The organism is Micromonospora sp. LOL_015, from assembly GCF_048060275.1.
Taxonomy (GTDB): domain Bacteria; phylum Actinomycetota; class Actinomycetes; order Mycobacteriales; family Micromonosporaceae; genus Micromonospora_E.
This window is the reverse complement of record NZ_JBHMIO010000028.1, coordinates 23,549-46,168: the sequence shown is the minus strand read 5'-3', so window position 1 is coordinate 46,168 and position 22,620 is coordinate 23,549. Positions and strand designations below refer to the sequence as shown.

Below are 22,620 nucleotides of genomic sequence, written 5' to 3'. Positions count from 1 at the left end.
GCGGGGGGTCAGCGGCGGGCCCAGTGGGCAGCGCGGATTTCACGTAGCGCCCGGCGTCGGGCGTCGCCGCGCAGGGTGTCGACGTAGAGGCGGCCGTCGAGGTGATCGGTTTCGTGTTGCAGGGCGCGGGCGAGGAATCCGCTGCCGGTGACGGTGACGGGTTGGCCGTGCTGGTCGACGCCGTGGACAGTGGCGTGGCGGGCCCGGGTGGTCGGGAAGTACAGGCCGGGGATGGACAGGCAGCCTTCGTCGTCGGTGTCGTCGGGTGACAGCTCGCCGGCGGGTGGTTCGAGCCGGGGGTTGACGACGTGGCCGCGGTGGCCGTCGGCGTCGTAGACGAACACGCGGGCGCTGACGCCGATCTGCGGGGCGGCGACCCCGGCGCGGCCGGGGGCGCCGAGCAGGGTGTCCATCAGGTCGGTGACCAGTGCGCGCAGGGTGTCGTCGAAGTCGGTGACCGGTTCGGCGGGGGTGCGCAGCGCGGCGTCGCCGATGATCCGGATCGGGCGCATGGTCATGGCGGTCAGGCTACCTGGGCGTGGTGCGGGTTGCCGGATGGCGGGCCGGGTGTGCGGGTGGTGCGAGTCGTTCAGGGCAGGCAGTGGGCGGCGGCCGGGGCCTAGGATGTGTGGGAGCGTTTCCACGCCGACCGGTCGGACATGCCTCGGCCGAAGGGAGGATTCTTGGTTCCGCAGGCCGTCACCTGCTCGGAACGGTGTCGTTCGGCTTGGTAACGTTCATCACTGGTCATGTGAACCATGACACAGCACCCCCCACAGTTCCCGGAGATCCCGATGTGCCAGCACCAACCGATCTGTCCCTCGGCTGACGCCGTCGACCGGGAAGCGGCCCGCGTCGTCGCCTGCTTCCGCGAACAGGGCTGGAGCCTGCTCTGCAACGGTGTCATCGTGTTCGAGGACACCGGCGAGCTGCTTCCCGACGGCAGCAGCATCGCCCCGCACCGCGGCCCCGCCCGGCACGCTCTCGCCGCCTGACCGGCAGCAGCCACCGCAGGCTCACCGTCGAGCCGACCCGACCTGTCCTCAGCCGGCGGCGAACGCCTCCGGCGGAGGACACGCGCACACCAGATTCCGGTCCCCGTAGGCGCTGTCGACCCGCCGTACCGGTGGCCAGTACTTCCCGGTCCGCTGCCCCGGCCCCGCCGGGTACGCGGCCACCGACCGCGGATACGGCAGCGCCCATTCGTCGGCGGTGACCAGCGCCGCCGGGTGCGGTGCCTGCCGCAGCGGGCTGTCCGCCACCGGCCACCGGCCGGCCGCGACGTCGTCGATCTCCGACCGGATCGTGATCATAGCGTCACAGAACCGGTCCAGTTCGGCCAGGTCCTCGCTCTCGGTCGGCTCCACCATCAGCGTGCCGGACACCGGAAACGACATCGTCGGCGCGTGGAACCCGTAGTCGATCAGCCGTTTCGCCACGTCCTCGACGGTCACCCCGGTCGCCCGGGTCAACGCCCGCAGGTCCAGCACACACTCGTGCGCCACCAGGCCCTTGTTACCGGCGTACAGGACCGGAAAATGCGGCCGCAGCCGCGCCGCCACATAGTTGGCCGCCAGCACCGCCGCCCCGGTCGCCCGCACCAACCCGTCGGCACCCATCAGCCGCAGATACGCCCACGGGATCGGCAAAATCCCGGCCGAACCGTACCGGGCACCCGACACCACCGGCCGGTCAGCATCGCCGCCGACCGGATCACCCGGCAGGAACGGCGCCAGATGCGCCCGCACCGCGACCGGACCCACCCCCGGCCCGCCACCGCCGTGCGGAATGCAGAACGTCTTGTGCAGATTCAGGTGCGACACGTCCGCCCCGAACCGACCCGGCCGGGCGAACCCCAGCAACGCGTTCAGGTTCGCCCCGTCGACATACACCTGCCCGCCGGCGTCGTGCACCCGGGCACACAACTCGGCGATACCGTCCTCGTACACGCCGTGCGTCGACGGATACGTCACCATCATCGCCGCCAGGTCGGCACCGTGTACGGCGATCAGCCGCGCCGCGTCGTCGACGTCGACGTTGCCGTCGGCGTCGCAGCCGACCACCACCACCCGCATGCCCGCCATCACCGCGCTCGCCGCGTTCGTGCCGTGCGCCGACGACGGAATCAGACACACGTCCCGCCGCGTCTGCCCCCGGGACCGGTGGAAGCCGCGGATCGCCAACAAACCAGCCAACTCCCCCTGCGACCCGGCGTTGGGCTGCACACTGACCGCGTCGTAGCCGGTCACCTCTGCCAGCCAACGCTCCAACTCGCCGATCAGCTGCCGGTAGCCGGCCGTCTGCCCGGCCGGCGCCAGCGGGTGCACGTCGGCGAACCCAGGCCAACTGACCGGCTCCATCTGCACCGCCGCGTTCAGCTTCATCGTGCACGACCCCAACGGGATCATCCCCCGGTCCAGGGCGTAGTCGACGTCGGCGAGCCGCCGCAGATACCGCAGCATCGCCGTCTCGCTGCGGTACGCGTGGAACACCTCGTGGGTGAGGAACTCCCCGGTGCGCCGCCACCCGGCCGGAATCAGCACCGGCGCCTCCCCCGCGTACGCGGGCACCCCGAACGCCGCCCACACCACCGCCAGGTGCTCCTCGGTGGTGGTCTCGTCGCATGCCACCGCCACTGTGTCGGCGTCCACCAGCCGCAGGTTCACCCCCCGGTCCGCCGCCCGCGCCACCACCGCGGCGGCCCTACCCGGCACCACCGCGGTCACCGTGTCGAACAACGGCCCGTCCGCAACGGCGACCCCGCCGGCGGCCAACCCGGCCCGCAACCGGGCCGCCATCGCATGGGTACGCTGCGCGATCGCCGTCAACCCCTGCGGGCCGTGGTACACCGCGTACATGGCGGCCGTCACCGCCAACAGCACCTGCGCCGTGCAGATGTTGCTGGTTGCCCGCTCCCGGCGGATGTGCTGTTCCCGGGTCTGCAACGCCAGCCGGTACGCCCGGTCACCGGCCACGTCCCGCGACACCCCGACCAGCCGGCCCGGCAGCATCCGTTCCAGACCGGAACGCACCGCCAGGTAACCGGCGTGCGGACCGCCGAACCCCATCGGCACCCCGAACCGTTGCGTGGTGCCGACCGCCACGTCCGCACCGTACGCCCCCGGTGGCCGCAGCAGTGTCAACGCCAACAGGTCCGCCGCCACCGTCACCAGCGCCCCTGCCGCGTGCGCCACCGCCACCAGCGGGGCGTCGTCCCGCAGCCGCCCCGACACGCCCGGGAACTGCAGGTGCAGCCCGAAGAACTCGTCCGGCAGGCCGGCCCGCACGTCACACACCCGCACCTGCACACCCAGCGGCTCCGCCCGGGTCCGCAGCACCGCCACCGTCTGCGGCAACGTGTCGGCGTCCACCACGTACACGTCGCTGCGCGCCTTCGACGCCCGCCGTGCCAACGTCATCGCCTCCGCCGCAGCGGTCGCCTCGTCCAGCATCGACGCGTTCGCCGTGGCCAGCCCGGTCAGATCCGACACCATCGTCTGATACGTCAGCAGCGCCTCCAACCGGCCCTGGCTGATCTCCGGCTGGTACGGGGTGTAAGCGGTGTACCAGGCAGGATTCTCCAGCACGTTGCGGCGGATCACCGCCGGTGTGTGGGTGCCGTGGTAGCCGGTCCCGATCATCGACACCGCCGCCGTGTTCGCGTCGGCCAGCCGCCGCAACGCGGCCGTCATCTCCGGCTCGCTGACCGGCTCCGGCAAGTCCAGCCGGCCCCGCCAGCGGATCACCTCAGGAATCGCGGCATCCATCAGATCAGCGACGCTGGAGTAACCGACGACATCCAGCATCCGCTGCTGGGCGACCGGATCGACGCCGACGTGACGGTCGACAAACAGGGACGAGGCACTCACCAGGCGGCTCCCGGGACGAGGTCGGCAGGCAACCTCCCCCTCTGTCGGCGCCGCCGCCTCCAGAGTCGCCAACCCGTGTGGTCCTTCTGCCTGAGAGGTTCCGGGGAGGATTTGCCCCTTCGGCGCCGCCCACCGGGTAGCGGACGGTCTCTCCCACACGGGATGTACGGCGGTCTACACGCTACCGGCAGCACCCGCCCTGCCGGGCGGTGACGTCGATCACGAAGCCAGCTTCGCCCGTGTCGCCCCGGCCGCCGCAGCTGCGGCGCGCGAATTCAGCCGGCGCGGCGGCGCGCCCGGCGCGCCGCCAACTCGTCGCCTCCGGCCACCGGCACCACCACCTCCGGCTCGGAAGTCACCGCCGGCTCCGCCGGAAGCTGCGACAACGATCCCTGGATCTCCTTGAACGCCCCGCCGATCGCGATCCCGAACACCCCCTGGCCGCCCTGCAACAGGTCGACGACCTCCTCGGGGGACCGGCACTCGTACACCGTCGTCCCGTCCGAGATCAGGGTGATCCCCGCCAGGTCCCCGACCCCGCGGGACCGCAACGTCTCGATCGCCCGACGGATGTTCTGCAGCGACACACCGGCGTCCAGCAGCCGCTTGACCACCTTCAGCACCACCAGGTCGCGGAACGAGTACAGCCGCTGCGAACCCGAACCTGTCGCGTCACGCACGCTCGGCACCACCAGCGACGTCCGCGCCCAGTAGTCCAACTGCCGGTAACTGATCCCCACCGCGTGGCAGGCGGTCACTCCGCGATAGCCGACGGCGTCGGCGTCCGATCCGGCACCGTCCACGTCACCAGACGACCCCGGCTCCGGCTCTCGCTGTGCGGGCATACGGAAACCTCCCCGTCAGGGCGGCCCACACCAGGACGGAACATGAGCCGATCGACAGGACCAGCGTAACGCCGGCAGCGGGCCGTACCAGGCAACCCGGGCCGCGACACGCCGCGTACGGGCTGCCACGCCACGGGATGACACCCGCCGGCAGCGGTCAGCCCGCGAAATCCTCTGGACGCACCTGGTCCAGAAACTCCCGGAACTTCTCGACCTCGTCCTCCTGCTCATCCGGAATCAGGATGCCCGCCTCGGACAGCACCTGCTCAGCACAACGAATCGGAGCACCGACCCGCAACGCCAATGCGATCGAATCACTCGGCCGAGCCGAAACCCGCACACTGTCACCGATGACCAGGTCCGCGTAGAAGACGTTGTCCTTCAACTCGGTGATCTCCACCGCCTGCAGCGGCGCCCGCACAGCGGCCAGCACGTCCCGCAACAGATCATGCGTCAACGGCCGCGCCGGCTTCACGCCCTGCTGCTCGTACGCGATCGCCGTGGCCTCCACCGCACCGATCCAGATCGGCAGGTAACGGTCCCCGTCCACCTCACGCAGCAGCACGATCGGCTGGTTGGTGGGCAACTCCACCCGCACCCCGACCACGCTCAGCTCACGCACCGCCGCCTCCGTGTCGTCGTCACCAAACCCGCTCCGGCCCTCCCTGCACGGTACACGGACCACAGCGCCACCGTCCGGTCCCGCCAGTCACCTCACCGGCCGAGCGCCCCCCGCAGACCTGCCCGCACCAGCGCTGCGTGAAGCTGCTGCGACAACCCGATCAGCTCCCGCGCCGTCTCCGCCGCCCGAGCCCGGGCAGCCGGATCACTCTGCCGCGCCAACGGCGCCACCAACTGGGCGAACAGACCCGACTCGCGGTCCGCCGCCGCCCGTACCGCCCGCAGATGACGCACCTCGAGGCCATGCCGCAGCAGCCCCGCCACCGCCGTGGCGATCACCAGCGCATCGGCGTCGTACCAGCCCGGCGCCACCGCGACCACCAGACCCAGCCGCTCCACCTCGGTCAACGTCACCGACTCGAGACCACTGCGGGACAGCAGCTCCGTGCGGCTCAACCGGGACTGCGCCAGCTGCGCCGGCACCGGCGACCGGCCCGGCACCTCACCGGACGGACCGACCGCCACCAACGTCGGACGCGACCGGCCCGCCGCCGACTCGGCGTCCCGCGCCGCCAGCTGCTCACGAATCACCCGCAGCGGAAGATACTGGTCCCGCTGCGCCGTCAGGACGAAACGCAACCGGTCCAGATCGTCCCAGCTGTACTTGCGGTAACCCGACGGCGACCGCCGCGGCTCCACCAGGCCCTCAGCCTCCAGGAACCGCAACTTCGAAATCGTCGTGTCCGGAAACTCCGGGCGGAGCTGGGCCAGCACCTCGCCGATACTCATCAACGACGAACCGGCCACGTCCTCCCGGGCCGCCGCCTGCTCACTCACCACGACACCCCCGGCTCACCGACCGGCGTCACCCACACACCGCGCACGAAGCCACCTCCGTCCGCGCCCCGGACGTCAACCGCGGCCGGCCTCCTCGTCCGGCCGCGGACCGGCGATGAAGACCAGCCGGAACTTACCGATCTGGACCTCGTCACCGTTGCTCAGGGTCGCCGCCTCCACCCGCTCACGATTGACATAGGTGCCGTTCAGGCTACCCACATCGCGCACCGTGAAGGTACCGCCGTCACGATGGAACTCCGCATGCCGCCGCGACACCGTCACGTCGTCCAGGAAAATGTCACTGTCCGGATGCCGGCCGCTCGTCGTCACATCGTGGTCCAGCAGGAACCGGGCCCCCGCATTCGGGCCCCGCCGCACCACCAGCAACGCCATCCCCGGCGGCAACGAACCCGACATCCGGCTCGGCACCACGTCGGCGTCCGGCCCCTCCAGCACTTCGTCGAGCGAACCGAGGTTCAACGTCGACGTGACGTCGAGCGGGGGGAACTCGTCGTCTGGGCGCGTCATGGACCACCTCACGGATCTGTTCGGTCGGCGTCGGGTGTGTCGGGTCGGCCACCAGACCTTGAACGATCGCAAGGCGCAAGCTCCCCCGTGCCAGGACGGCAATTTCCGCAACGCTCAACTGTTGTTGGCTTCTCGGTCGACTGGGCGAGCCTAGCCAGCGCCGAAAACAAGGGTCAACAAGACTCGCGGGCACACGATACCTCGCCGACGCCGCCGGGTCAGCGCTCGGTGAGCTCCCGGTACGCCGCGGCGTCGAGCAACCCGCTCACCGCCTGCGGATCAACCGGCGACAACTGCACCAGCCAACCGGCGCCGTACGGGTCGGCATTGACCGTCTCCGGTGCGTCCACCAGCGCCTCGTTACGGGCCACCACCGTGCCGGTCAACGGCGCGTAGATCTCCGACACGCTCTTCGTCGACTCGATCTCACCGCACGGCTCGCCCGCCGACACCTCGGCGCCGACCGCGGGCAGCTCGACGAACACGATGTCGCCCAACGCCTCCTGCGCGAAATGGGTCACACCCACCCGCACAGGACCGGCGGCGTCACCCGCCACCCACTCATGCTCCGCGGTATACCGCAGATCCTCTGGAATCACGGCCGGTCCTTCGGTCTGTGCACCACTCACCACCACTGACAACCCGCCCACCGACGACACCCCGTCCGATCAGGAGACCGGGCGGGCGTACCGCAGCTGACTCGGATCACTCAAGGCCGACACCTCGACCACGTCGCGCTCCTCGACGATCACCGTACCGCCGTCACCGGACACCGAAGCCACCACCCCACCCGGAATGTTCAACGCCGTCCGCATCGTCGACGGCTCACCGATCACCAGCACCTCGTACGGACCGGTCAACCGTACGCCGTCCACCTCCACGCCGCCGTCGACGTCCAGCAGGTAGCTGCTCGCCACGATCCGCACCGACTGCCCGTCCCCGCCGCTGACCTGCATCACCTCGGCACCCGCACCCCGCAGCTCCTGCACCGCGTCCAACAGCTCCGACGCCCGGATCGGCTCCCGACCGGCGACGAACCGCACCCGCAGGCCCGGCCCCTGCGCCGGCAGACTGCCGCCCAGTACCCCCAGCTCGTCCGCCCGACGCGACGCTTCCTCCAACGCCGCCGCCCGGCCCTCGGCACCAGAGGTCAACTGCCGCTGACTCGCCTCCAGCTCCGCGATGTCCTGCCGCAGCCGCTCCTCCCGGGCCTCCAGGTCCGACAGAATCCGTACCAGATCCTCCTGGCGGGCCGCCGCCAACGTCGGATCCGTCGACGTGCTGCGAACCTGAACGGCCAGGGTGAACCCGAGCAGCACCAGCAGACCCACGATCATCAGCCCGGCAGTGGACACCCGCCGGGAACCCCGACCCGCGCCGGCACCCGACGACCCGTCCTCACCACCGTCGACCCCAGCGCCTGGACCGTCCGGAGCTGGCACCCCGGCGGTGTCCAGCGGCTCACCGGACCCGGCCGGAACCCGCCCACCCGCACCCGGCGACCGCGCCGCGTCCGGCCAGCCCGTACCGGTACTCCTACGTTGCACCATCAGCCACGCCTCACGCCCGGAACAGGTGCCGTCGGATCGCCGCCACGTTGCCGAAGATCCGCACCCCGAGCACCACCACCACGCCGGTGGACAACTGCCCGCCCACCCCCAACTGATCGCCCAGATACACGATCAGACCCGCCACCAGAACATTCGAGATGAACGAGATCACGAACTGCTTGTCGTCGAAGATCCCGTCCAAACTGGCCCGGACCCCGCCGAACACCGCGTCCAACGCCGCCACCACCGCGATCGGCAGGTACGGCTGCAGCACCGCCGGCACCACCGGGTCGAAGTAGATCCCCAGCAGCATTCCGACGAGTAGCGCCAACACGGCGATCATCGAGGGCCTCCTCCCGAGGCGGTCACGGACGGGTCGGCGCCACCCGTCCCGGATGGGCTGGCCGACGCCGACGGCGCACGGGCGTACCGCAGCTGCGGCCCACTCGCCGCCGGCAACATCAGATCATCAGCCGAACGGACCCCGAACGACAACCCGTGATCAGCCGAGACCGCCCGCAGCACCGCGGCTGCCTGGCTGGTCCTGAACGCGTCGGCCATCGACTCCGGGCCGATCGCCGACACCTCGTATGGGCCGGTCACCGGCCGGAAATCGACCAGGATGGCGCTGCCCGCCGCCCGGATCGTCGAGGTCGCGGTCAGCCGTCTGCCGTTGACCGCGACCGCCTCGGCGCCGACGCTCCACAAGGCGTTGGCCACGTCCTGCAGATCCCGGTCCAATACCCGACCCAACTCACTGACCGAGCCCTCACCGGTCACCGGATCCACCATCTCCGGCGCGTCCGCCAACTCGACGACCACTCCGTCCCCGGTCACCCGGGCCAGCCCGGCGGCGGCTTCCAGGTCACGCAGGTCCGCCGCCCGGGCCCCGTCCAGCACCGTGTCGCGCTCCCGGGCCACCTCGTCCCGCAACGCGTCCACGCGGTTCTGCAACTCGTCGGTCTCCGCCTGGCGCTGGGTCACCTGCTCCACCAGGCCGGCCCGTGCCTGCGACCGGCTCGGTTCGTCCGCCACCGTCTTCTGGTAGGCGAGCACCACCAGGAAGCCGACCGCAGCCATCGACAAGGCCATCGCCGCCCGTGCCGTCACCCGCCGCCAGCCCTGCGGTGGTCCGGTCACCGACCGGCGAGCCGCCGCGTCGGTGTAGCCGGGATCCAGCGGCGCCCGGAACAGTTCGGTCAGAAAGTCCGGCGCGTATCCACGGTGCGGGCCGGACTCGCGGCGGTCCGCCTCGCTCATGCCCGCTCCGTTTCTGCCCCGGCGGCCCGGACCAACGCTGCGGCCTGCCGTACGTACAGCAAGCCCGCGATCCAGTACAGCACCAGACCCCACCAGGCCAGACCCCATCCGACCGCAGCCGCCACCGACGCCGACGCGGTGAATCCCAACACTGCCGACAGCAACAGAATGGGAAACGCCGCCAAGAGTACGAAGGTTGCGGTCTTTCCTAGATAGTGCACCTGCGGCGGTCCGTAGCCAAATCGGCGCAACACGACAAGGCAGCCGGCCAGTAGCACTTCGCGACTGAGCAACGCCACTGTGAACTGCCAGGGCATCACCTCGCGGGCGGTGAACGCCAGCAACGTGGCCAGGATGTACAGCCGGTCGGCGAGTGGATCCAGCAGTTCACCGAGCCGGGACACCTGACGGATCCGGCGCGCGACAAACCCGTCCACCCAGTCGCTGGTCCCGCCGACGGCCAGGACCAGTAGCGCCGCGATATCAGCACGATGCACCAGAAAAAGGTACAGAAACAGAGGTACACCCAATAAACGGACAAAGCTGATCAGATTAGGAATGGTGAAGACCTGGCTCGCCACATCGGTCCGCGTCGACGCGGACTGCGCGGACGGACGCGACACCGACACTTCCTCTCCCCCGCTCCGACCGGCCTGTCCCACCGGACCGGAATCGAGCGGCGGCGAACGAGCCCGACGGTCCCCCAAGGGGCACTGTCACCTGGCGAGCGCCACTATAACGCGCCCCTCATCCATCACCTGCCGACTCACCGTGGCCGCCCCCGCCGACGGCCACCCGGCGACGCATGAACGACTGCCAGTAACCGATCATCCGCTCCACCCCGTCCACCCCGTCCACCAGTTCAGCCAGCCACCGGGCCCGCTCCGGGCTCCACAAGCCGTCGCTGACGATCCAGCCCTGGCCACCCAGTTCGTTGAGCACCTCCAGCCGTCGGCCGGTCAACACCTGACACCGGTGCCCTGCGCCGTCAGCGACCACGGTGACCGTCGGCCCGGCGGCCGGCTGCCTACCCCCTTCGGCAGGTGCCACCGTCTGCACGAAGTACAGGTACCCGTACTCCCAACGATCGTCGAGCGGTGACCCGACGCCCACCGTCGGTGCCACCGCCTGCCGCTGCTCGGCCACCCGGCCCGGCTACCCGCGCGTACCGGGTGGCAAACCCCTGCCCACCCGGTACGACATCCCCGCTACCTGCGACCCCTTGCCATGGGACGGCAGTCGATCATGCTTGGATGATGGGCATGCCGGCCCACCACGAACCAGACGCCCGGCGTGACCGGTCCACGGCCGACGCCTCGCCCGGCGAAATCTCCCGCCGTCGTACGCAGCGGACCCGGTGGTACCCGGTCGACCAGCTCAGCCCGCTCGCCCGAGCGCTGCTCAGCGACGACCTCGGCGGTCGCGACGTGGTGCCGCAGCACGTCGCCGACCGGGTCAACGCGGAGGCTGACCAGTGGGCCAGCCATGGATTCACCGAGCAGACCGTCCGTCCCTGGCGGGACCTGCCCCCGGCCGCCGCCGGGCACCTCGCCGGCCGGCAGGTCGACCCGAGGGTGCTCGATCTGCCCGTCGCCGTCGTCGCCGGAACCCCGCCGGTGCCGTTGCGGATCGCGATCGTCACCGGCCGGCTGCCTGCTGAACGGGCCTACGAGCTGTTGGTGCTCACCGGCGAACACCAGCCGGCAGAGTCCCCGGTGAGCAATCCCCCGCCGACGACCCCCGAGCCTCCCCGGGCCCGACCGGTGACCCCGGTGCTGTTCTCCCATGCCCAGCCTGACGATGCCGCCGGGCGGAGCTGACCAGGTACTGCTGCGGTGTTGGTGACTTCGTTGGTGCTGTCTCATGTGTGCGGGGTCGGCATATTTCCTTGAGCAGGCTAGGACGCTAGGTTGAGTCATGCGACAACATCGCCGCCGGGCTGCGATCAATCGAGAGACTTCTCTAGTATCGGAAATGTCCCGTGCCGGTCGTCGTCTTCGGTGGGCGCCCGGCTGCCAGGAGGTGAAACCATGTCCGAGCTCCGGGCCGCCGAACCCCGCAGCTACCCCTTCTCCGCGCCCGACCGTCTCCACCTCGACGACACCTACCGGCAGCTACAGCAGGACCGGACGCTGGTCCGGGTCCAGCTGCCGTTCGGGGAACCGGCCTGGCTGGCCACCCGGCACGCCGACGTCCGGTTCGTCCTCGGCGACGCCCGGTTCTCCCGCGCCGCCAGCGTCGGCCGCGACGAACCACGGATCACCCCCCGACAGATCGAGGGCGGAATTCTGTCGATGGACCCGCCGGAACACACTCGGTTACGGCGCCTGGTCGCCAAGGCGTTCACCGCCCGGCGGGTCGAACAGCTCCGACCGCAAACCCGGCAATTCGCCGACGAACTGCTGACCGACATGATCGCCGACGGGCCGCCAGCGGACCTCGTCGAACACTTCGCCACACCGCTGCCGGTCCGGGTCATCTGCGAGCTCCTCGGTGTGCCCTACGCCGACCGGGAACACTTCCATACCTGGAGCGAAGCCGTCGTCTCCACCACGTCGCTCTCCCCCGACCAGGTACGGGGGTATCTCGAGAACCTGCACGGCTACATCGCCGGACTGGTCGAACAGCGCCGCCGGCACCCGACCGACGACCTACTCGGCGCCATGGTCCAGGCCCGGGACACCGACGCAAGCCGGCTCACCGAGGCCGAACTCGTGCAGCTCGCCGCCGGGCTGCTGGCCGCAGGCCATGAGACCACCGTGACCCAGATCCCCAACTTCGTCTACGTCCTGCTCACCCAGCCGGACCAGTTCGCCGCCCTGCGCGCCGACCCGGCCCTGGTACCGGGCGCCGTCGAGGAGCTGACCCGGTACGTCCCGCTCGGCGCCGCATCCTCATTCGCTCGGTATGCCGCCGTGGACGTCGAGGTCGGCGGAGTGCTCGTTCGGGCCGGTGAACCCGTCATCGGATCGTTGTCGGCGGCCAACCGCGACCCCGAGGTCTTCACCGACCCGGACCGGCTGGACCTGACCCGGACCAGCAACCCGCACGTCGGCTTCGGTCACGGCGTACACCACTGTCTCGGCGCCCAACTGGCCAGGATGGAGCTGCAGGTGGCAGTGGAGGCGGTGGTGCGGCGGCTGCCGCAGCTACGGCTGGCCGTACCCGAGGATCAGCTGGTGTGGAAGACCGGCCTGCTGGTGCGCGGGCTGAGCGCGATGCCGGTGACCTGGGGATGATCCTCCTTCCCGGGCCCGACGCGGGCCGTGCCGTCCCGGCCGTGCCGTCCATCGAAGATGAGTCGTCCCAGTCCCCTGCGGCCGATGCCATGGCTGTTCTCCGGAGGTGACGATGAACAAGCGGTCCTGGCAGGTCAGCGTCGACGGGCAACGGTGCGTCGGGACCGGCATCTGCGCCGGTACCGCCCCGGGACATTTCAGCCTGGTCGACGGGGTGTCCCGGCCGGCCGCGTCCGACATCGACCCGGCTGACACCGTCGTCGACGCTGCTGAGTCATGCCCGGTCGAGGCGATTCTGGTCCGCGACTCCGACGGCACCCCGCTGGCACCGCTGCCCTGACCCCGGCGGGTCGGGCCCGATCGACGACCATCCGGATCTGACCGGAGGGCGGACCGGACGACCACCGGCGGTCGGCTTGCACACATCCGGCCCGGTCGACAACGATTCATCCCGGCACGCACGCGTCCGTTCCTGGCGCTCGGCCCACGAAACGACCGACGGCACCGGCGGTCGGTACGCCCACGACCCGCCCGGAGTCAATCGCGATGAACCGTTGCCCCGGTCGCACCGAACTACCAGGAGTGAGACAACGACGAGCCGCCCGGCGGGCCCGGCACGCCGCAGCCGGCGTCGCGGCACTGCTACTCGGCGGCATACTGGTGATGGTCGCCCCCGCCGGCCCGGCGGCCGCACACGCGGTGCTGGTCACGGCGGAGCCAGCCCCCGGATCGGTGCTGGGCAACTCGCCCCGGGAAGTGGTGCTGACGTTCAGCGAACCGGTCCGCCCGGTCACCGGGCGCCTGCAGGTGCTGGCGCCGGACGGTAAACGGATCGACGACGGAACGCCACAAACCAACGGGACCACCGTCACCGTCCCGGTCCGGGTCGCCGACCGCCCGCTCGGCACCTACCTGGTCAGCTACCGGGTGATCTCGGCGGACAGCCACCCGGTGGGCAGCGGTTACACGTACTCGGTGGGAGCGCCGTCCGCGACCGTGCCCGAGCCCCGCGACGGCGGACAGCGGCTGCCGGTCGCGATCGCCGTGACCACCGCGAAGTACGTCGGCTACGCCGGGGTGCTGCTCGCCGTCGGGCCCGCGCTGCTGCTGGCGCTGCTGTGGCCGCCCCGGCTGAGCCGCCGGCCCGGCAAGCTCATGGTCGGCACCGGGCTGGGGCTTGTCGGTCTGGCCACAGTGGCCGGACTGTACCTGCAGGCACCGTACTCGACCGGCAGTGGACTGCTGGAGGTCTCCGCCGGGGACCTGGCCGCCGTCGTGGACAGCGGGTACGGGCTGGCGCTGCTCGGCCGGCTGGTGGTCCTGGCCGCGGTGGCGGCACTGGTGTCACCGGCCCTCGCCGGGGTCGGTGGCACCCGTCGCGGGCTGGCCCTCGTCGGGCTGGGCGTGGCCGGCCTGGTCACCTGGCCGCTGACCGGTCACGCGGTGGCGGCGCCGCTACCGCCGGTCAGTATCGCCGCCGACACCGTGCACATCGCGGCGGTCGGGGTGTGGATCGGCGGGCTGGTGACCCTCGGCGCGGTCCTGCTGCGCCGCACCCACCCCCGTGTGCTGGGCCGGATCCTGCCGGTCTGGTCCCGGTGGGCGACGGTGGCGGTCAGCTGGCTGCTGCTGGCCGGTGCCGTCCAGGCGCTGATGGAGACCCGCGACCCGACCGCACTGGTCACCACCGCGTACGGACGGTTGGTACTGGTGAAGATCGCGCTGGTGGCGGTTCTGCTGCTGACCGCCGGGTACGCGCGACGGCTGGTCGGGCGTTGGCGGGCGTCGCAGGTGCGGCGACTCACCGGCCTGGTCGGTGTCGAGGTCGCGGTGGCCGTGGTGGCGCTCGGGGCCAGCGCGGTACTGGTGCAGACGACACCGGCCCGTACCGCCGTCGTCGAGGCCCAGGCCCTCGGGCAGGACACCTTCGCCCAGACGCTGACCAGCTCGCTGTACACCCTCCAGTTCGACATCTACCCGGTACAACTCGGCGAGCACAACACGGTGCACGCCTACGTGTACACGCCGGAGGGCGCGCCGGTACGGGTCGAGGAGTGGACGATGACCACCTCGCTGCCGGCACAGGACGTCGAACCGGTGACCACCCTGCTGCTGGGGGTGGACGACAATCACGCGGTCGGCGCGGTCGCGTTCCCGGTGCCGGGCGAGTGGGAGCTGCGCTTCACCATCCGGCTGTCCGACATCGACCAGGCGACCGTGCGTACCACCGTGCCGGTGCGCTGAGCGGCGGCGGGCCGGCGTGCGGTAGGGAGACCGGGACGGCAGCGGTCACTGTTCGGTGAGCCGCCAGGGGGTCGTGCCGCCGGTGACGACCAGTTCGCCCTCGTCGTCGGCGGTGCCGGTCGGGTCCGCCGGGACGCTGCGGTGGTGGCGGCGGCTGCGCCACCAGACGACGGCCGCGCCGATCGCCGCTCCGCCGGCCAGGCCGGCCAGCAGCAGTCCCATCCCAGTGCCGGCGGCGGCGTCCGAGCCCCCGGCGGCGGCCGGTGCCGGGGGGTCCTGGGCGGCGGCCGGTGCCGGGCCGCCGTGCTGGGCTCCGTGACCGGCCGCCGCCGGGTCGGCCGGCCCGAGGGTCAGCACCGGGCCGGGCCGCTGCGCGGCCGGGCCGCCCCAGCGGACCGCGGTGCCGTCGGAGTAGGTCTGGGTCACCGCGAAGTCGATCCGGTCCGCGTCCGGCAGCGGGCCGACCGACACGGTCAGCAGCACCGGCGCCGGTTCGTCGGCGGGTGGGGCGACCAACTGCCAGATGATGCTCTCGGCGGCCTCGGTCATCAGGCCACCGTGCAGGCCGGGCAGCGGCTCCGGCAGGGTCCGGTTGATGATCCGGGGTGCCCAGTCGTCGACCGACATCGGGTAGACCTCGGCGATCGGCAGGTCCGCCGGCAGGTCGAGGCGCACCTCGGTGGTGTGTGTGTCCGGCCGTTCCTGCGGCAGTTCGAAGGTGAGTTGGATGCCGGCTCCACGAGGTGCCTGAGTCGGTTCCAGGCCGATGCCGGCCGCAGCCACTGCCGGACCGGACAGCGCGACCGCCAGCACCGGACCGGACAGCACCGCGCCAATCCGGACGGCGTTCGCGCGCAGACAGTTGACCATGAGCCTCGCCTCCCGTACGTCGGCGGCCGCTGCCGCCGGATCCTGATCCACCGGTAAGGGGTTCGGCGGACGAGGCCGAACGGTTCAATCCGACCACGGACCCTTTTCGCCGGACGGGGCGGGGGCGATCGGCGGCGGTACCGCCGGTGGGCACGGCCACACGTACGGTACGGGGGCAAGGTCGCCGAACCGGGGACGGTAGTGGTCGGGGTCCTTGTGTACCAGCGCGGCGCGGTGCGACAGGTGCAGGTCGGCTCGGCCGAGCCAGGCCGGCAGTGCGGTGGCGGCGCCGAGTTCGGCCTGGTCGCGGACCAGGGTGCGGCCGGTCGCGGCGGTGAATTCGCGGCGCAGGGTGTCGGCGACGGTGTCGGCCCGGCCAGCCCGGGTCCATTCGACGCAGACCGTCAGCCCGTACCGGACCAGTGCCTCCAGGTGGCCGTGCCACATCCGGACCGCCGGATGGTGACGCCAGCCGTACCCGGGCACGGTCAGGCCGCGCAGCACCTGCAACGCTTCGACGCGCTGTTTGCCTAGTCGTCGGGCGTCGAGCACGGCGGCGCTGGCCGCGAAGTCCGGGTACGGCAGGAACGTCTGCATGGTGCCGGGGTCGACCGGAGTGGTCAGTCCGGTTGGTCGTCGGATTCGCTGTCGTCGGCGGCGGCCGGCGGGTGAGGACCGTACGGCGAGACCTGACCGGCCGGGACGGGCCGGTTGCCGCCGCCACGGCGCCCGGGCCGGCGGTCGGCTCCGTCGGGACCCTTGCTCTCCTGGACCAGCGGGTTGTCCCCACTGCGACGCATCTCCGGTTGCTGGACGTTGGTCACGATGCCTCCCGGTGATCTGGTCGGTCATCGTCCGGTTACCCGGTACGGGCGGCGGTATTCCGTCGGCGGGTCGGGCTAGCCCGGCCGAGGGTGGTGGATCATCCGCCGTCGGCCGGCGGCGCTCATCCCGGCCGGCGGGCATGGCGTCCGGGGTGCCGGGTATCTCGCTGCCCCGACGAGCGCTGAGCGAGGAGGTACCACGATGAGAAGGACCGTAGTGACCCGGCTGGGGCTGTTGGCGGGGCTGACCGCCGTCGCGTTGATCCCGGCGGCCGCGCACGCGACGGCACCGTCCGAGCAGGACAGCGAGTACCTGCGTACGATCCACCAGGTCAATCTGGCCGCTGTGCAGATCGGCCAGTTGGCGCAGGACAAGCAGGATGCCGACCAGGCGGTGAAGGACCTGGGCGGTGCCATGGTGGCCGACCACACCCGGCTGGATGAGGAGGTCACCCGGGTGGCCGGTGAGGTCGACGTCACCCTGCCCGACTCGCCCACCCGGGAGCAGCAGGACGTGGTCACCCGACTGGACGGGTTGTCCGGTGCCGAGTTCGACACGGCGTTCGTGGAGAGCCAGCTGACGGGATACGCCCAGGCGATCGAGGTGAACAACGCCGAGATCGCGCAGGGCTCCGACGAACGGGTGGTGAACCTGGCGCAGGAGGCCGGACCGGTGCTCGACGACCTGTACGCGGCGTTGCAGCGCCTCGCGGCGCAGCTCGGGCTGCCGACCTCGCCGAGTCCCGGGGTGAGCCCCACGGTTGACCCGACCGTGCCGGGCACCGCCACGCCCGAGCCGACGGTGAACCCGACCCTACCGTCGCCGACGGTCAGCCCGCAGACGCCCCTGCCGGCGCAGAGCTGACCCGGACCGTGGCCCTACGCCGGTGCGGTCGGACCGGGACGACCGCACCGGCGGGCACGGACGAGATGATCGCTCACAGTGGTCGACCGGGTTGGTGCACAGTCCGAAACGGGGCTGGCACATCAGCCGCACATACCGTAACGTGACGGCTCACACACCGCGCGCATCAGCGGATATCGGCAAATACCAATGCCTCAACACACTCCCTCCCCGGCACCCGTCGCCACCCGACCGGAGGTACGACGTGGATTTCGTCATCACCAGGAGCTACCAGGGCACCACGGTACGACTCGCCTTGCACGGTGAACTCGACCTCGCCACAGCCGGCGAGGTCCGCGACGCGGTCACCGCGCTGCTCGCCCGGTCCGCACCCGAGCGGATCGTGCTGGACCTCACGTACGTCAGCTTCATCGACTCGACCGGGATCGGCAGCCTGGTCGCCTGCCACCAGGCTGCCGGGGTCAGCGGCAGCCGGCTCGAGCTGGAGAACATCAGCAGCTTCACCCGACGGCAGCTGTGGGCGACCGGGCTTCTCGGGCTGTTCGGCTTCCCCACCGACCACGCGACGCCGTCCGACCTGCCGGTGGGGCGCTGACCGTACGGTCACAGCACCCGGCCCAGTTGGGTGTGCCGGCTGCGTCGCGACTGCCGGCTGGCCCACCGGGCCTCCACGACTCGCAGGTAGCAGGCGGTCAACGGACCTGGGTGGTACATGGTGGCGGCGAACCCCCACTGGGCGGCCAGGCTCTCCCCTCGACGGAGGAGGTTGTCAACGTCATGCAGGGTGAGCCGCAGCCGCCAGACCGCCGTACCGATCACCGCCCGCCGCACCGCAATGGAACGACGGGATTCGATGTCAGCGATTTCGACGTGCTCCCCGAACTGGTAGCCGACGATGCGGATCACCTCGTCGGCGGAGACCGGTTCCCGGCCGGCGGCGGTCAGCCGTACCGCGGTGTCGGCGAAGCAGCGCAGCTCGGTCAGTGGGAACCCACTACGACCCAACTGGTCGACGACCGTCACGAAGGCCCCCTCGGCCACCCCGAACAGGGCGATCGGATCCAGGCCAGCGCCCCGGCGCTCCAACTGACGGATGAGCCAGGACTGGCCGAGGACGCAGGCCCGCAGGTGGTGTCCCTCAAGCGTGGTCAGCAACTAGCCCTCCCCGGTCGGCATCCGTCCCGAACCGGGACGGATGCACCCACGCCAGCCGGATGATGGAGCTATCCACCGTCCAGCCATCAAACCCGACCAAACGTTACCGCGAACCGTACGTCGGGACGAATCCTGGGGCCACGGCGGCACCCACCAACCATTTGATTGATTAGTCACGCAACTGCCCTGCTGCCGGGTCAGCGTAGCGAGACCCGGCACAGGGCACCGAACGGGATCGTCCGCGCTCCGGGGCACTGGTCGGGACACCGGATCCGGCCGTCAACTGGGCGATGCCGCAACGGTCTGGCAGGATGGGTACGCATGTGCGGACTTGCGGGTGAGCTGCGCCGCGACGGTTCCCGCGCCGACATTGGCGCGGTGGAGCGGATGGCGGCGACAATGAGTGACCGGGGCCCCGACGACGGGGGTTCCTGGTCACACGGAAGTGTGGCCTTCGGACACCGGCGCCTGAAGATCATCGACCTGTCTGCGGCCAGCAACCAACCGATCGTCGACTCCGCCGCCGGCCTGACCGGCGTCTTCAACGGCTGCATCTACAACTACCGCCAGCTGCGCGAACAGCTGCAGACACGGGGGCACACGTTCTTCTCCTCGGGCGACAGCGAGGTCGTCGTCAAGGCGTACGCCGAGTGGGGTGTCGACTTCGTCGACCATCTGATCGGCATGTTCGCCATCGCGATCACCGAGCGCGACAGTGGCCGGCTGGTCCTGGCCCGCGACCGGCTGGGCATCAAGCCGCTGTACGTCGACGAGCGCCCCGGCGTGGTCCGGTTCGCCAGCACCCTGCCGGCGCTACTGGCCGGCGGCGGGGTGGACACCGGCATCGATCCGGTGTCACTCGCCCACTACCTCAGCTTCCACAGTGTGGTCCCCGCGCCGCGGACGATCCTCAACGGCATCCGTAAGCTGCCCCCGGCCACCGTACGGGTCTACCAGCCCGACGGCCGGGTGGACGAGCGCTGCTACTGGGATCCGCCGTTCGGCCGGGACCCGCGCCGCGCCGACTGGTCGGAGCAGGACTGGCAGGACGCTCTGCTCGAATCGTTGACCACCGCGGTGCAGCGCCGGATGGTCGCCGACGTGCCGGTCGGCGTCCTGCTCTCCGGTGGGCTCGACTCCTCGCTGGTCGTGGCGCTGCTGGCCGAGCAGGGCCAACGTGGTCTGGCCACCTTCTCGATCGGCTTCGACGCGGTCGGTGGACGGGAGGGCGACGAGTTCGTCTACTCCGACCTGGTGGCGCAGCGGTTCGACACCGACCACCATCAGATCCGGGTGGCCGCCCGTGACCTGGTGCCGCCGCTGGAGGCCGCCGTCGCGACGATGAGCGAACCTATGATCAGTCACGACTGCGTCGCGTTCTACCTGCTCAGTCAGGAAGTCGCCAAGCACCTCAAGGTGGTGCAGTCCGGCCAGGGCGCCGACGAGATCCTCGGCGGGTACCACTGGTACCCGCCGCTCGCCCGGGTCGGCCGTGACCAGGCACTGGACACCTACGCCACGGCCTTTTTCGACCGCGACGCCGCCGGTCTCACCCAGGTACTCAACCCGGAGTACCTCGCCGCCGGTGATCCCGCCCGCGAGTTCGCCGCCGCCCACCTGGGCCGCGCCGGCGCGCAGGACGCGGTCGACGCGGGGCTGCGGATCGACACCACCGTGATGCTCGTGGACGACCCGGTGAAACGGGTCGACAACATGACGATGGCGCACGGGCTGGAGGCCCGCGTGCCCTTCCTCGACCACGAGTTCGTCGAGCTCGCCGCCACCTGCCCGCCCGAGCTCAAGTTGGCCCAGGGCGGCAAGGGGGTACTCAAGGAGATCGGCCGCCGGGTGCTGCCCTGGGAGGTGATCGACCGGCCGAAGGGGTACTTCCCCGTACCCGGGCTGACCCACCTGGAGGGCAAGCTGCTCGACCGGGTGCGCGACGCCCTGCACGCGCCGCCGGCCCGTCGGCGCGGGCTGTTCCGCGACGGGTACGTCGACGGACTGCTGCGCGACCCGAACGCCGAACTCACCCCGCTGCGGGGTAACAAGTTGTGGCAACTCGGACTGCTGGAGATGTGGCTGCAGAACCATGGCATTGACTGACGACACGAGCGCCCCCCGCCCCGACTCCCCCGCCCTCCGGCGGGAACGGATCGGCCCTGGTGGCGACCCGGTCGTCCCGGGCGATCCGCCGGCCAAACCCACCGACAGCGCCGACGTCATCCTGGAGTGCGGCTGGGGCCGGCTGGTCTTCGGTCAGACGTTCGCCGACCCCTCCGACGTCGCCGACGTGCTGCGTTCGGAGGCCGCCGGCTCCCGCGACATCTGCATCTACCTGCCCGACCCGCACGTGCTGGTGTCGCGGCTGCCGGACGAGTTGTTCATCGACCCGTCGCTGACCTTCCGGCTGGATCTCACCCAGGTACGCGAGCCGCAGCCGCCGGAACCGGGGCTGCGGATCCGGCTGCTGCGCGACGATTCCGACGCCGACGCGGTCAACCGGATATACGCCCACAACGGGATGGTCACCGCCCCGGTCGACATCCTGGTCGACAACGCCGCGACCGAACGTTTCGTGCACCTGGTCGCCGAGTCGGTCACCGGGCAGGTCGTCGGTACCATCACCGGCATCGACCACGTGGCGGTCTTCGACGACCCGGAGAACGGCTCCAGCCTGTGGTGCCTGACCGTCGACCCGCTGCACGCACCGCCCGGCACCGGTCAGGCGCTGCTGCTGGAGCTCGCCGGCCGGCTCGCCGACCGCGGCCGGGTCTACGTCGACCTGTCCGTGCTGGCAGAGAACGACGGTGCGATCCGTCTCTACGAACGGCTCGGTTTCGAACGCACGCCGACGCTGTGCGTCAAACGCAAGAACCCGATCAACGAACGGCTCTTCCTGGCCAGCATGCCGGACGGCTACGACGAGCTGAACCCGTACGCCCGGATCGTCGCCGACGAGGCGATGCGCCGCGGCATCCGGGTCGAGGTGATCGACGCGTCCTGGGGCGAGCTGCGGCTGACCAACGGTGCCCGCAGCATCGTCACCCGCGAATCGCTGTCCGAGCTGACCTCGGCGGTGGCGATGAGCCGATGCGACGACAAGCGGGTGACCCGGCGGGTGCTGCTCGACGCCGGGCTGGCCGTGCCGCACGGCCGTACCGCCACCGGCGACGCCGACGACGAGGCGTTCCTCGCCAAGGTCGGTGAGGTGGTGGTCAAGCCGGCCCGCGGCGAACAGGGCACCGGAATCACCGTCGGTGTCACCGACGCGACCGCCCTAAAGGCCGCCGTCGACCTGGCCCGCAGGCACTGCCCGCAGGTGCTGATCGAACAGCGGCACCAAGGGGAGGACCTGCGGGTCCTGGTAATCGACCACGAGGTGGTGGCTGCGGCGGTCCGCCGCCCAGCGGCGGTCACCGGCGACGGCGTACACACGGTGGCCGAGCTGGTCCGGCGACACAGCCGGCGGCGGGCCGCCGCCACCGGGGGCGAGTCGAAGATCCCGATGGACGGCCTGACCCGGGAAGTGGTCACCGAGGCCGGGCACACGATGGACGACGTGCTGCCGGCCGGCGAGGTGCTGACCGTACGGCGGACCGCGAACCTGCACACCGGCGGGACGATCCACGACGTCACCGACCGGTTACACGCCGACCTGGCCGCGGCGTGCGTGGCCGCCACTCGGGCGCTGGCCATTCCGGTGGCCGGGATGGACCTGCTGGTGACCGCTCCTGATCAGCCCAACCACGTCTTCATCGAAGCCAACGAACGGCCCGGGCTGGCCAACCATGAGCCGCAGCCGACCGCGGAACGCTTCATCGACCTGCTGTTCCCGGGCACCAGCGCGCAGCAGCGGCGGTGGAGCCCGCCCGGCCCCGGCGGGGCGCCGGCAACGCCGTGATCGGCGACG

General features: G+C 71.0%; 25 protein-coding genes and 1 riboswitch. Of the genes, 9 read left to right on the top strand and 16 right to left on the bottom strand.

Annotated features, from left to right (window positions below; all coding sequences use genetic code 11):
• Window positions 1-8: 8 nt before the first annotated feature.
• Entirely contained in the window at window positions 9-518 is a 510-nt protein-coding gene (gene def / locus ACFHWU_RS20825) for a peptide deformylase (protein WP_416555921.1), read from the bottom strand.
• Between the two features lie 276 nt (window positions 519-794).
• On the opposite strand from def, the gene ACFHWU_RS20820 reads away from it, so the two are divergent.
• Window positions 795-995: a DUF5999 family protein gene (locus tag ACFHWU_RS20820; RefSeq protein ID WP_278174506.1), complete on the top strand. Its 201-nt coding sequence runs from the start codon at window positions 795-797 to the stop codon at window positions 993-995.
• A gap of 48 nt (window positions 996-1,043) precedes the next feature.
• On the opposite strand, the gene gcvP is transcribed toward ACFHWU_RS20820, so the two are convergent.
• The 11 genes from gcvP to ACFHWU_RS20765 all read right to left on the bottom strand — a co-directional run bounded on the left by gcvP (window position 1,044) and on the right by ACFHWU_RS20765 (window position 10,656).
• A complete protein-coding gene (gene gcvP, locus ACFHWU_RS20815) occupies window positions 1,044-3,869 on the bottom strand; it encodes an aminomethyl-transferring glycine dehydrogenase (RefSeq protein WP_416591345.1) in 2,826 nt (941 codons plus the stop codon).
• A 68-nt stretch (window positions 3,870-3,937) separates the two neighbouring features.
• Window positions 3,938-4,035: riboswitch (glycine riboswitch) on the bottom strand.
• Window positions 4,036-4,144: 109 nt separating this feature from the next.
• Window positions 4,145-4,714 (bottom strand): MerR family transcriptional regulator, encoded by a 570-nt coding sequence (locus ACFHWU_RS20810; RefSeq protein ID WP_416555919.1) that lies wholly within the window; start codon window positions 4,712-4,714, stop codon window positions 4,145-4,147.
• Between the two features lie 157 nt (window positions 4,715-4,871).
• Complete coding sequence (locus tag ACFHWU_RS20805; protein ID WP_123604662.1) at window positions 4,872-5,336, bottom strand: bifunctional nuclease family protein; 465 nt, start codon at window positions 5,334-5,336, stop codon at window positions 4,872-4,874.
• A gap of 92 nt (window positions 5,337-5,428) precedes the next feature.
• Window positions 5,429-6,124, bottom strand: coding sequence for a MerR family transcriptional regulator (locus ACFHWU_RS20800; protein ID WP_416591367.1), 696 nt, complete (start codon window positions 6,122-6,124; stop codon window positions 5,429-5,431).
• Between the two features lie 123 nt (window positions 6,125-6,247).
• On the bottom strand, window positions 6,248-6,700 hold the full coding sequence (locus ACFHWU_RS20795; protein ID WP_123601610.1) for an FHA domain-containing protein: 453 nt from the start codon (window positions 6,698-6,700) through the stop codon (window positions 6,248-6,250).
• Window positions 6,701-6,918: 218 nt separating this feature from the next.
• The gene (gcvH, locus tag ACFHWU_RS20790; protein WP_416555918.1) at window positions 6,919-7,299 is read right to left on the bottom strand and encodes a glycine cleavage system protein GcvH; all 381 of its coding nucleotides are present in this window, start codon (window positions 7,297-7,299) and stop codon (window positions 6,919-6,921) included.
• Window positions 7,300-7,368: 69 nt separating this feature from the next.
• Window positions 7,369-8,250 carry a DUF881 domain-containing protein gene (locus ACFHWU_RS20785; RefSeq protein WP_416555917.1) on the bottom strand — a complete coding sequence of 294 codons (882 nt, stop codon included), beginning with the start codon at window positions 8,248-8,250 and terminating at the stop codon, window positions 7,369-7,371.
• Window positions 8,251-8,260: 10 nt separating this feature from the next.
• On the bottom strand, window positions 8,261-8,593 hold the full coding sequence (locus ACFHWU_RS20780; protein ID WP_416555916.1) for a small basic family protein: 333 nt from the start codon (window positions 8,591-8,593) through the stop codon (window positions 8,261-8,263).
• On the bottom strand, window positions 8,590-9,510 hold the full coding sequence (locus ACFHWU_RS20775) for a DUF881 domain-containing protein (RefSeq protein WP_416591344.1): 921 nt from the start codon (window positions 9,508-9,510) through the stop codon (window positions 8,590-8,592). Before ACFHWU_RS20775 ends, ACFHWU_RS20780 begins: the two co-directional genes overlap by 4 nt.
• Window positions 9,507-10,139 (bottom strand): CDP-alcohol phosphatidyltransferase family protein, encoded by a 633-nt coding sequence (locus ACFHWU_RS20770; RefSeq protein ID WP_416591366.1) that lies wholly within the window; start codon window positions 10,137-10,139, stop codon window positions 9,507-9,509. Before ACFHWU_RS20770 ends, ACFHWU_RS20775 begins: the two co-directional genes overlap by 4 nt.
• A 118-nt stretch (window positions 10,140-10,257) precedes the next feature.
• A complete protein-coding gene (locus ACFHWU_RS20765) occupies window positions 10,258-10,656 on the bottom strand; it encodes a hypothetical protein (RefSeq protein ID WP_416555914.1) in 399 nt (132 codons plus the stop codon).
• A 107-nt stretch (window positions 10,657-10,763) separates the two neighbouring features.
• On the opposite strand from ACFHWU_RS20765, the gene ACFHWU_RS20760 reads away from it, so the two are divergent.
• The 4 genes from ACFHWU_RS20760 to ACFHWU_RS20745 all read left to right on the top strand — a co-directional run bounded on the left by ACFHWU_RS20760 (window position 10,764) and on the right by ACFHWU_RS20745 (window position 14,993).
• Entirely contained in the window at window positions 10,764-11,330 is a 567-nt protein-coding gene (locus tag ACFHWU_RS20760; protein ID WP_416555913.1) for a hypothetical protein, read from the top strand.
• A 210-nt stretch (window positions 11,331-11,540) separates the two neighbouring features.
• The gene (locus ACFHWU_RS20755) at window positions 11,541-12,749 is read left to right on the top strand and encodes a cytochrome P450 (RefSeq protein WP_416568653.1); all 1,209 of its coding nucleotides are present in this window, start codon (window positions 11,541-11,543) and stop codon (window positions 12,747-12,749) included.
• Between the two features lie 112 nt (window positions 12,750-12,861).
• Entirely contained in the window at window positions 12,862-13,089 is a 228-nt protein-coding gene (locus tag ACFHWU_RS20750) for a ferredoxin (RefSeq protein WP_416591343.1), read from the top strand.
• 323 nt (window positions 13,090-13,412) lie between these two features.
• A complete protein-coding gene (locus tag ACFHWU_RS20745) occupies window positions 13,413-14,993 on the top strand; it encodes a copper resistance CopC/CopD family protein (protein WP_416555987.1) in 1,581 nt (526 codons plus the stop codon).
• A 45-nt stretch (window positions 14,994-15,038) separates the two neighbouring features.
• Here ACFHWU_RS20745 and ACFHWU_RS20740 read toward each other — a convergent pair whose 3' ends face one another.
• The 3 genes from ACFHWU_RS20740 to ACFHWU_RS20730 are packed head-to-tail and all read right to left on the bottom strand — an operon-like array spanning window position 15,039 to window position 16,687.
• A complete protein-coding gene (locus ACFHWU_RS20740) occupies window positions 15,039-15,914 on the bottom strand; it encodes a DUF1775 domain-containing protein (RefSeq protein WP_416555910.1) in 876 nt (291 codons plus the stop codon).
• A 33-nt stretch (window positions 15,915-15,947) separates the two neighbouring features.
• Window positions 15,948-16,460 (bottom strand): MSMEG_6728 family protein, encoded by a 513-nt coding sequence (locus ACFHWU_RS20735; RefSeq protein ID WP_416555909.1) that lies wholly within the window; start codon window positions 16,458-16,460, stop codon window positions 15,948-15,950.
• Window positions 16,461-16,483: 23 nt separating this feature from the next.
• Window positions 16,484-16,687 carry a hypothetical protein gene (locus ACFHWU_RS20730; RefSeq protein ID WP_416568651.1) on the bottom strand — a complete coding sequence of 68 codons (204 nt, stop codon included), beginning with the start codon at window positions 16,685-16,687 and terminating at the stop codon, window positions 16,484-16,486.
• 202 nt (window positions 16,688-16,889) lie between these two features.
• Here ACFHWU_RS20730 and ACFHWU_RS20725 point away from each other — a divergent pair, with 202 nt between their 5' ends.
• Both ACFHWU_RS20725 and ACFHWU_RS20720 read left to right on the top strand, forming a co-directional pair.
• Complete coding sequence (locus tag ACFHWU_RS20725) at window positions 16,890-17,552, top strand: DUF4142 domain-containing protein (RefSeq protein WP_416568650.1); 663 nt, start codon at window positions 16,890-16,892, stop codon at window positions 17,550-17,552.
• 244 nt (window positions 17,553-17,796) lie between these two features.
• Window positions 17,797-18,147, top strand: coding sequence for an STAS domain-containing protein (locus ACFHWU_RS20720; protein ID WP_416555906.1), 351 nt, complete (start codon window positions 17,797-17,799; stop codon window positions 18,145-18,147).
• An 8-nt stretch (window positions 18,148-18,155) separates the two neighbouring features.
• Here ACFHWU_RS20720 and ACFHWU_RS20715 read toward each other — a convergent pair whose 3' ends face one another.
• Entirely contained in the window at window positions 18,156-18,707 is a 552-nt protein-coding gene (locus ACFHWU_RS20715; RefSeq protein WP_416555905.1) for a hypothetical protein, read from the bottom strand.
• Window positions 18,708-19,028: 321 nt separating this feature from the next.
• On the opposite strand from ACFHWU_RS20715, the gene ACFHWU_RS20710 reads away from it, so the two are divergent.
• Together ACFHWU_RS20710 and ngg are read left to right on the top strand one after the other, a co-directional pair.
• On the top strand, window positions 19,029-20,813 hold the full coding sequence (locus tag ACFHWU_RS20710; RefSeq protein ID WP_416591342.1) for an N-acetylglutaminylglutamine amidotransferase: 1,785 nt from the start codon (window positions 19,029-19,031) through the stop codon (window positions 20,811-20,813).
• Window positions 20,800-22,611 (top strand): N-acetylglutaminylglutamine synthetase, encoded by a 1,812-nt coding sequence (gene ngg / locus ACFHWU_RS20705; RefSeq protein ID WP_416555903.1) that lies wholly within the window; start codon window positions 20,800-20,802, stop codon window positions 22,609-22,611. The genes ACFHWU_RS20710 and ngg overlap by 14 nt, the downstream gene beginning before the upstream one ends.
• The last annotated feature ends 9 nt before the right edge of the window (window positions 22,612-22,620 follow it).